We start from the raw sequence: 9,230 nt of genomic DNA, 5'->3' as shown, positions 1-9,230 counted from the left end.
GCCTCGGACGATCGTTGTAGATCACTCGCCAGGACGGACAACGGAAGGGCAAGGAAGATGAATGAAAACCAGGCAGTGCAGCGTATCCATGCCTACCTGACTCATGAGCTCGGATACCCCACCGAACTGATTCAACGAGAATACCAGACTAGTCGTAACGCGCGCCTGGACTTGGTCGTGATGCTGGACGGTCGCATTAGGATCGTCTGTGAAGCCAAGCGCCTCGACAATCTGCCTCGGGACTCCAGGCTACTTCCGTTCGACGCCCTGATCCGCCAGATCCAATTCGCGGCGATCGAAGTTGGGGCGCGTTTCTTCCTTGTGTCCGATGGCCAGCAGATGCTCTGGTTCGAGACTGACGAATCGGGCCGGCCCTTGCGGCTAGCGACGCCGAAGACCTATCGAGACATGGTCTACGGAGGCTCCGACAGTCAGTCCCGCGCCAGTCGGATAGCGGGAGTCAGACGCACTTTGCGCAACATACTGGAACTCTCGCGCCAGCAACGGTGGTCGCCCGAAGCCCTAGCCCTAATCTTTTATGCGCACCTGCAGCGGCGACGCGGCCGCGAGATGTTCTGCGATTTGCTGGTCGGCGGTTCCCATTCGCAGGCGGCGCTTGCCGCGGCCCGGTCGGAATGGCCGGGTGCATCGGACACCGGTTTCGAAGAGACGCTTGCCTTCGTCGCCAGACAGGACCTAACTCCGCCGCGAGCCTACGAAGAAGCACTCGACCTGCTCAATACCTCGGCGCTGGACAAGCTCGCGCCCGCCGACGCGCTGCCGCTGCTCGACGAGATCCTGAGCCGCTATCCCAAGTCATCGGGAGCCACCCGATTGCCGCGCTGGACCGCGGATTTGCTTGTGCGCCTCGCAGACATCGAACCCGGCGACCGGGTGCTCGATCTTCATTGTGGCCTGGGCAACTTATCAGCAGCTGTGCGCCTAGCGGGAACCACACCGCCCTCGCACATGGTCCTGTTTGCTCGCCATGCGACTGATGCCATGTGGGCCTGCGTGCAGCAGTTGGTGTTCGGTGCCGACCTACCCTCGATCTCGATCGGCGATCCACTCAAGTCCACGCGACCTCCGTACCGGCAGGAGGATCTATCCGACCGCATCTTCGTAGCGCCGCCCTTTGGGCTGACCGTCCGTCATGAGAGATTCAGCGACCGGCAAGGCGGCGTGCTGTCGAGCCCGGAGGCTTATATTCACCATGCGCTAACGCGGCTGTCTCCCACGGGCCGGATCGTCGCGTTGCTACCGAACGGTCCACTGGGCAATCCTGACAGGTCTCAGCTGCAGGAACTCCTGCTGCGTAATGGGCTGCAGGCCGTGCTTGACGTAGGCACCTTCCAGCCCGATTCGGGCGTGGCAGCGAGCGTCGTCGTGCTCGACAAGTCGGCGCCCTCAAGGGACGTCCTTTTCTTTGCAAAAGCCCAGAATCGCCAGAAGCAGGACAGCTTCGACTGCACGTCATTACCCGGGCTGCCCCATGTCTTGGAGCGATTTAGGTCGTGGATGCAGAATTATGACGTCGGGGACGATGACCTCGGTCTGACCGCGACGGCGACGCCTGCGCAAGGCGTGCTGAGCGCCGGCCCGTATCTTGCGCGCCAAGCGCAACGGCAGCTTCCCCTCGCCTCCTTCAAGCATCATTCGCTGGAAAGCCTCGCTCTCGTGACCAAAGGCGGCGCCATCCGACGCTCGAAGGACGCTGGAGATGTCGTGTTCATTGGGCCTGGCGCGATACGTCCGTTGGAGATACAGCTGGACCCGATGGATCGAGCAGACGACGCCGAGGTGCAGCAATACCCCAAGGCGGTCGCCAACGAAGGCGACATCGTGATGAACGGTCTGAGCACCTATTTAGGTGCCGCTGCGCTCATCGAGAGTGGCCGGTTTCCCATCAACCGGCACATCTTCCGCATTCGCGTGTACAACGCACTCGTGCTGCCAGAGTACCTCGCGATCGCGATCAACAGTCGCTATGTGCATGAGGCCTTAATTGCGCGCGCCGGCGGGAGCGTAATGACGATGCTGAGGTTAGAGGCCTTGAAACAGGTTTTGATCCCCGTGCCTCCTCAGAATATCCAGGCCGAGATTGTCCGTCGAGTCGCCTTTGCCAAGGAGGAACGCGACGTTGTCGAAAGGTCGCTCCAGCAGAAAGAGCAGGCGCTCTCGGTCCTTGTGCGTGATCTCGACCTTGGAGAGACGGTATGAAGTACCCCGTTCATGTGAGCGGCAGGGTGCTAGAGCGGACACTTGATACTGTGCTCGAACTCTTGGGCGGCTCGCAACACCTGCTGTTCGCTGCCATGGACCGGTTGACAGTGGGCACGCCTTCGCACGTCGTCGCGCCGACCGGTCCCGCCGAATTCGGCAGGAAGAGAAACGAGATCGCGAGGATCTTCCAATCGCCGATGATGCTGCGAGGCCTGGCGATAGCGCTTCAACTGTTTGAGGAGGTCTACCGCGACGTCGACGAGCAAGGCGGCGTTCCGGGCTACCGGCCGCAAGATCTGCTGGATCGGCTGCGCATCGAGACAGAACAACCCGACGAAACAATCTCGCTTTCCACGGACATGCGTTGGATCGTGGAATGGCCTGTTCGCTTGCCGGCTGACGGACCGGAGACGCGCATGAGCTGCGAGTGGTTCGCTCGTCCCTGGGGCGCTGTCGTGCCGCCCTACGTCGTCAACTACCTCTCAAGCGCTGCGACGGCGCGACGGCAGAAGCGCAACGACGCTGCCGTGGCGCTGCTATCGATTGCGGCCGAGGCGACGCTGCGCGACGTCCTTTCGAGCCACGGCTATTCCTTCACGCACGGTGCGGTATCAAAGGACGTCTACGCCTACAGCCGCGCGCAGGTCACCGCGGACACCGCAACGGGCACCTACATCGTGAAGTTCCACGACCCGATGCCATTAGGCGTCACCGATTTCAGCGACTCGTTTGCCGATGCACCGGTAGAGATAAAGCTGAAACGCGTGCTGAAGAACATTAGCGGAACGCGCGTCGATCTCAACATCGTCGCGCCGAATCCACTCCACGAGCACTGGACAACCGCGACGGTGGAAACGGCCGGAGTTCCAACCGTTGGCGGCCTCGGCGTAGCGCTGGAGATCGCCCGGAACCAGCTAGCCTGCGTCACGGCGGAAGACCTCGCCCTGGATTTCGACGAAGTGCTGCAGGCGGTCCGGAACAACCTAGTGCACCTGTCGGGCGCGGCGCTCGATACACCGCTTCCGCGCTTCGACGTCCTCCAGAGCGGCTTCGCCTTGCGGGATTTCCTATTGAACGACCTGCTGGTGCAGGATTTTGTCGCCGCCATCTCCAGGTTTGTCACGACCCAATACGTCAAGCTTCGTCACTCCGGGACGCTCTACACCTGAGCTGCTCAGAGAACACGCCGTCGACGATGCTAGGGGCGATTCAAGGTGCGCGGCAGATGGTAACATTTTGCCGATTTCCCCCAGCCTTGGGGAAATTCGCGGCCCAGGGTTAGCACGGTTTCAATCGGTCTGCTAGCGAACAAGCTTTAGCTATTTAAGGGAGAGCTGCCTGGAACGGACGGCCATCTCAAATCACACGGTTTGCGCTATGCGGGAACTACCCAACGAGGTCCTATGAGCACAGGTGATCTTCAGCTGCGCTCGGTCAGCCAGCTAATGACCGAGTCGTTCTTCATCCCCGCTTACCAGCGTGGCTATCGCTGGACCTCTCGGCAAGTTACTGAGTTGCTTGACGATGTGGCCGCTTTCACAGAAAGGAAAAGGCAGGTTCAGGGAGAGTTTTACTGCCTGCAGCCAATCGTCGTTACACAACGCAACGGCCACTGGGAACTCATTGATGGGCAGCAACGGCTTACCACGATCTTCCTGATCCTCTCCTATTTCAACAACCGCTTGGTAGCTGACGAGCGCAAGACTCTGTTCGCACTCAACTACGAGACTCGTCAGAACAGCGCGAGCTATCTGCGCACCCTCGACGAAGAGCTACATGAGGAGAACATCGATTTTTTCCATATCTGGCAGGCGTACCAAGCCGTTCGCGATTGGTTCAAGCCTAGGAGCAACCGGCTGAACTATATCGAGGCCGCCTTTCTGAATGAGGTCAGAGTCATCTGGTACGAGGTTGACCAGTCCGTCGAGCCGATTGACGTATTCACGCGCCTGAATGTTGGCAAAATCCCGCTCACGAACGCGGAGCTTGTGAAGGCCCTGTTCTTGCGAGGTGGCAATTTCGACGGTGAAGGAATACGCGCCAAGCAATTGCAGCAGTTGAGGATTGCCCAGGACTGGGATGAGATCGAGCGACGTCTGCAGGAAGAGGCTTTTTGGTACTTCTTGGCCAATCGACAACAAGAAGCGAATCGGATTGACCTAGTCCTTGGGTTACGGGCCGACGAATTACAGCAGGTTGCGAATCGCTGGGATACTAACAGCCTGTTCCTTGCATTCAACACGCATCTAACTGAAAAGCAGGACGCGGTTACAAGCGAGTGGGACGCAGTAAAACGAATGTTTCTGCAACTCGACGAGTGGTTCAGGGACCGGTTCTTGTATCACATTGTTGGCTTTCTCCTAAGCCAAGACGTCAAAGTGGGACAGATACGCGACCTCGCGCGAAGCTCTGGTTCCAAGACAGCCTTTCGAGCTGCGCTCAAGGCAGAAGTGTTCAAGCTGGTCTTTGGTAAATCTCGAAGCAACGCGGGTGAAAGCGATTTGGCCCGGTTCGTTGAAGACCACGTCGCGCAGCTGGACTATGAGTCGCATCGTGAGTCCATCCGCCGTCTGCTCCTGCTGTTCAACATCGCTTCGTTACTGGAACTCGGCAATAGCGGGCCGTGGTTCCCTTTCGACCACTTTAAGAAAGATCAGTGGGACTTGGAACATATTCGCTCGGTAAAGTCTGACATGCCTCAGCGTATTGACGCCCAAAAAGCCTGGCTCGGACAGGCTGTCGAATACTTCTCCGAGCCCGAGTTGGCAGCGGTAGGCCGTGTCCCCCCCACATCCGAGCAGGAGCTGGTTGAGCGCTTGCGGACGCTGCGTGACAAGGAGCCCTTCGATGCTTCCGCATTTGAAGTTGCGTTCAACGACGTCATAGATCGCTACGATCCGGGTTCAGATATTGAAGTCGACAACAGCATTGGTAACTTGACATTGCTTGACGCTGGTACAAACCGAAGCTACGGGAACGCTATCTTCCCTCACAAGCGGCGCAAACTCATCGCGCTGGACAAGGCGGGGCGCTTCGTTCCGCCTTGTACAAAAAATGCCTTCCTGAAGTACTACAGCACCAAGATCGACGAAATGCTGGTCTGGAGTCGAGTAGATGCGAAGGAGCACCAGCACGCACTCAGTAGTTCGCTGGTTCGCTTTTTCACATATAACGGAGCATGCGCATGAGCGAGGCACGGCAGCATTCATTCGCGACGCTCTTCTCAAGCGTAGATGGCGTTGAAATCCCTATCATCCAACGTGACTACGCCCAAGGCCGCAAGCAGTCCACCGACGTTTTGGATGGCTTTCTGATATCGTTGTGGGACGCATTGAACAGTGAGCACGAGTACGGACTTGATCTCGACTTCATCTATGGAACATTTGAGGACGGCGCAGGCAGGGTGCTCTCGCTACTTGACGGCCAGCAGCGCCTAACAACTCTGTTTCTCCTGCACTGGTACATCGCAATGTGCGAGGGGCAACTGGAAGATTTCAGGGGGCGCTGGACAAAAGGCGGACGCTCTAGGTTCACCTATGCCACGCGGCCTAGTTCTGCTGAGTTCTTCGATGCGCTCGCAAACGCCGTCATTGCGCCCCCAGCGGACGGGAAGCATTGGAACGGCAAACTCTCGGCACACTTGGTCGACAGCAATTGGTTCTTCCTGTCGTGGCGCAGCGATCCTACTGTCGCGGCTTGTCTGACCACACTCAACTCCATTGCCCAGAAGTTTGGTGTCACTAAAGGCATGTATGCGCGACTCGTGGATGAGCAGCAGCCCAAGATTACTTTCCACTTTCTCGACTTGGAGCGCTTCGGCCTGACCGACGATCTGTACATTAAAATGAATGCCCGGGGCAAACCGCTCACGCCCTTCGAGCATTTTAAGGCATGGCTTGTCAGGAGTTTGGCGTCAGAGCCTTGGGCCAGCAGATTCGATCTAGCAATGGACCAGAAGTGGATGGACCTTTTCTGGCGCCTTGCCTCCAAGAAAAAGGGCTTAGCCATTGGGCAAGCGGTTGACGAGCTTTACCTTCGCTTCATGTACGTGATGGCATTCTTCGACTCCTGTAATCGAATCGAGCGTGCTTATGGCGCATCAAGATCGACAATAGAATGGATCACGAAGTTGCGCCATGCGCGCGGCTACATCCCGCTGCGGGAACTCGAGGCCCAAGGGGCATTCAATCCCTCGAGTGCGCAAGTCGTCTCGGTGGTATTGGACCACTTCTGCGACACTGCCTCGGCGTCAGATCTGAAAACGCTGGAGAAAGCACTGGCACCTAACAGCGATTACCTCGATCTAATAAGGCTGTTCTGCGTGGTTGCTTGGGTGGATAGTCCCGCGGCGAAGTCAGGCTCGCCTGAACTGGAGAGAGAGCGGTCTAGATGGGACCGCATCACCTCAAACCTTCTCGCTAACCATCGTGTCGACGATGTCTACATAGCCATCCTTGCTGTCAAAGGGGTGCAGGCCCTGGCTTCTCACGTCGGAAATCTGTACGAATCGCTATCCAAAGCGATCGAGCCTCCCGCCGGCTTCAGTGGCGAGCAGGCAAAGGAAGAAGTGCGCAAGGTGGGACTGATTGTTGAAGATCCGACACGGGAAGCCTCGTTTATTGAAGCGGAGGCACATCCATACTTGCAAGGAAAAATTGGGTTTCTGCTTGACTTCAGCACTCCATCCGACGGGCCACTTGACCTTGACGCATTTGCCCGCTACTCGGAGCGAGCTAGAGCCGTCCTCGATGAGGGCGTGCGCGCCTCCACAGACCACCTTCTTGAGCGTGCTTTGTTGTCCATGGACGACTACCTGATTGGGCGTGGATCCTCCAAGTTCTCCTTCTGCCAACCCGATGCTGGTACCTATCGTGACAGGTCGGAGAATTGGTTGAGGGTGATCGGTCGGCGCGAGTTCCAGAATCTGCTCGACCGCATCGAAGGCAATGCGAATGCTGCGCTGCAGCAAATCATCGAGACTGCAGTCTGCACGGATTGGCGGAGGTATGTCGTCGCGGAGCCGCAGCTTATTGACTATTGCGGGGAGCGTCTCATACACCGTGAAGAATCAGGTGACATCTATTTGTTGTCACGCAAGCGCCTTTCCGGGTACCACGCGGAGCTAAGTAGTTACGCTCTGTTCCTTGCGCTGAAACGTTCGAAAGGTGCATTGCCGGGAATGACTTACTACTACTCTGAGACCTATGACGACACCCAACCCGCACTTGTGCTTCAAGGCTCTCAGGAGTTGAGAGTCAGCTACGGTGCTGGCGCCTGGCAGTGCAGTGGCCCAACCGGACTGGCACCGCTCCCTGAGCTCTTGCTGAAGTTCATGGGCGAGCATTGCTTCATCGCGGCGAGAGACTAGCTTAGAGGCTCACTGGGCGGTGAGCTGAGGGACTCTGACGGCCAAAAGGAGCAGGTCTCGAACGGCAGCTTCGCTAATAGCGGACGCTCAGGAACGACCGTTTCCGACCCATACAGTGCGACCTCTACGCTACGCAGTTAGCGGCTTGGGTCGAAATTGGACCGGAATATTGGTTATATTGCCGCCCCGCCTTATTGGCTGGCTGGCGGTTGCAGTAGCCCCTATGAGCAGATTCCCCGGAGGCATCCGAAAATAGAAGGCTCAATGACATCATCCTGATATATTGGTTTGGAGAATACCTGGCCCGTTTCGACTCTTCACCTCAAATCCGTGTACAGCTTTTCAGCCAAAAGATTTTGAAATGGAATATTCAGTTATGAAACCATTAAGGCGCTCAATTCAAAGTAGCATTCACAGTGTAAAACCACCGGAGAGCGACCCTGAGTTTGAGGATATCTGTCTAGATCTTTTCAAATTCATACTGAAAGATCATGGCGTAAAGATACATAACAAAATAAGCCCTAGCTATGTAACTTACAAAGGCACGAAAGGAGACAGGCAATATGGGTTTGACATCAAATGCAAGGCAAGCCTGGCCGTAGCTCAATGCAAACTTGTTGAGGGCTTATATCCCAGCGACTTAGAACAAGAACTTACTAAACTCAAAAAATATCAAGGAGTTGTATCTCATTATTTTTTTCTTATTTCGAATGACAGAGTGAAATCCTCACTTCAAGTTTGGGTAGATGAAAAAAACAGTGAAACAGCAGAGAAGGAAAACGAAGATAAACGGTTTCCGGTCGAGCCGGCTGTCCGTCTTCCTTGGTTTCACATAATTGGTTGGACCGAGATCAGAAACTACCTACTAGAAAGCACCCTGCTTTCACTTAAGTGGGGGGGTCTACAAAGCCTCACCAATAAATACCCTTACCTTCATGGTCTAGATATAAACCGACTTAAAGTCGCAGTCGAAAATATTTACCAAGCTAGCGAAAGCCTCTCCTGCTCCAAAGCCATTTCAGGTTGTGAAAGCTTAACCAGCCAGCTAAACCATAATGAAATCTCCCAAATTGGCCGTTCATCAAGAGTCAGCTTATTTACGCTTAATGGAGTTTCAGGTTTTATCAAGCTTTACGAAGAGGCCCATAAAATCGCGCAAACCTATCACGGCACACTTAAGAAGCTAGAGTCCGAAGATCCTATAACTTATGAAGAAGGTTTGAGTCAGCTAAATACTCTTTCTTTATACTCTGCGAGAATATTCGCTCTTCAGTATTTGCGAAGAGCATATCTTGCCGCCCTCGATTTGAATGACATACTATTTCGAGATGAGGGCTACTATCACGAGGAAACCTATGGAGAGGAAGGCGAGGGTGGCTTTGACGAATTTTTGACCGGATATTTGCTTTTCAATTTTAGTAATCCTGATGAAAATGATAGTCCGTGGTATATCAACCCAACACCAGTTCAAGAATCAGCCTCTACACTTGTTAAGATGTTGCTAAGTATTCATATATATCAGGCCGAGTGAGGTTTTCAAGCAATCCGAGAGCCCTTCTATAAGAAGGCGTTATTTTTGAAGCCGATGTACGCTAGCGCCTACATCTGCAATCGTCTGATTTTGGTCCATTACCACCGC

5 protein-coding genes are annotated in these 9,230 nt (G+C 55.4%); all 5 read left to right on the top strand.

Going from position 1 to position 9,230, the window contains the following annotated elements:
- Nucleotides 1-57 precede the first annotated feature (57 nt).
- Nucleotides 58-2,220, top strand: a complete 2,163-nt coding sequence (locus ACGSLL_RS19295) for a type I restriction enzyme HsdR N-terminal domain-containing protein (protein WP_394507547.1) — start codon at nucleotides 58-60, stop codon at nucleotides 2,218-2,220.
- On the top strand, nucleotides 2,217-3,392 hold the full coding sequence (locus ACGSLL_RS19290; RefSeq protein WP_394507546.1) for a hypothetical protein: 1,176 nt from the start codon (nucleotides 2,217-2,219) through the stop codon (nucleotides 3,390-3,392). The genes ACGSLL_RS19295 and ACGSLL_RS19290 overlap by 4 nt, the downstream gene beginning before the upstream one ends.
- 234 nt (nucleotides 3,393-3,626) lie before the next feature.
- Nucleotides 3,627-5,411, top strand: coding sequence for a GmrSD restriction endonuclease domain-containing protein (locus tag ACGSLL_RS19285; protein ID WP_394507545.1), 1,785 nt, complete (start codon nucleotides 3,627-3,629; stop codon nucleotides 5,409-5,411).
- On the top strand, nucleotides 5,408-7,591 hold the full coding sequence (locus ACGSLL_RS19280) for a DUF262 domain-containing protein (RefSeq protein ID WP_394507544.1): 2,184 nt from the start codon (nucleotides 5,408-5,410) through the stop codon (nucleotides 7,589-7,591). The genes ACGSLL_RS19285 and ACGSLL_RS19280 overlap by 4 nt, the downstream gene beginning before the upstream one ends.
- Before the next feature lie 361 nt (nucleotides 7,592-7,952).
- Nucleotides 7,953-9,122, top strand: coding sequence for a hypothetical protein (locus ACGSLL_RS19275; RefSeq protein WP_394507543.1), 1,170 nt, complete (start codon nucleotides 7,953-7,955; stop codon nucleotides 9,120-9,122).
- The last annotated feature ends 108 nt before the right edge of the window (nucleotides 9,123-9,230 follow it).

This window comes from Pseudomonas retamae, from assembly GCF_043496865.1.
GTDB classification, from domain to species: Bacteria; Pseudomonadota; Gammaproteobacteria; order Pseudomonadales; family Pseudomonadaceae; genus Aquipseudomonas; species Aquipseudomonas retamae.
This window is presented reverse-complemented; position numbering and strand designations above follow the sequence as displayed.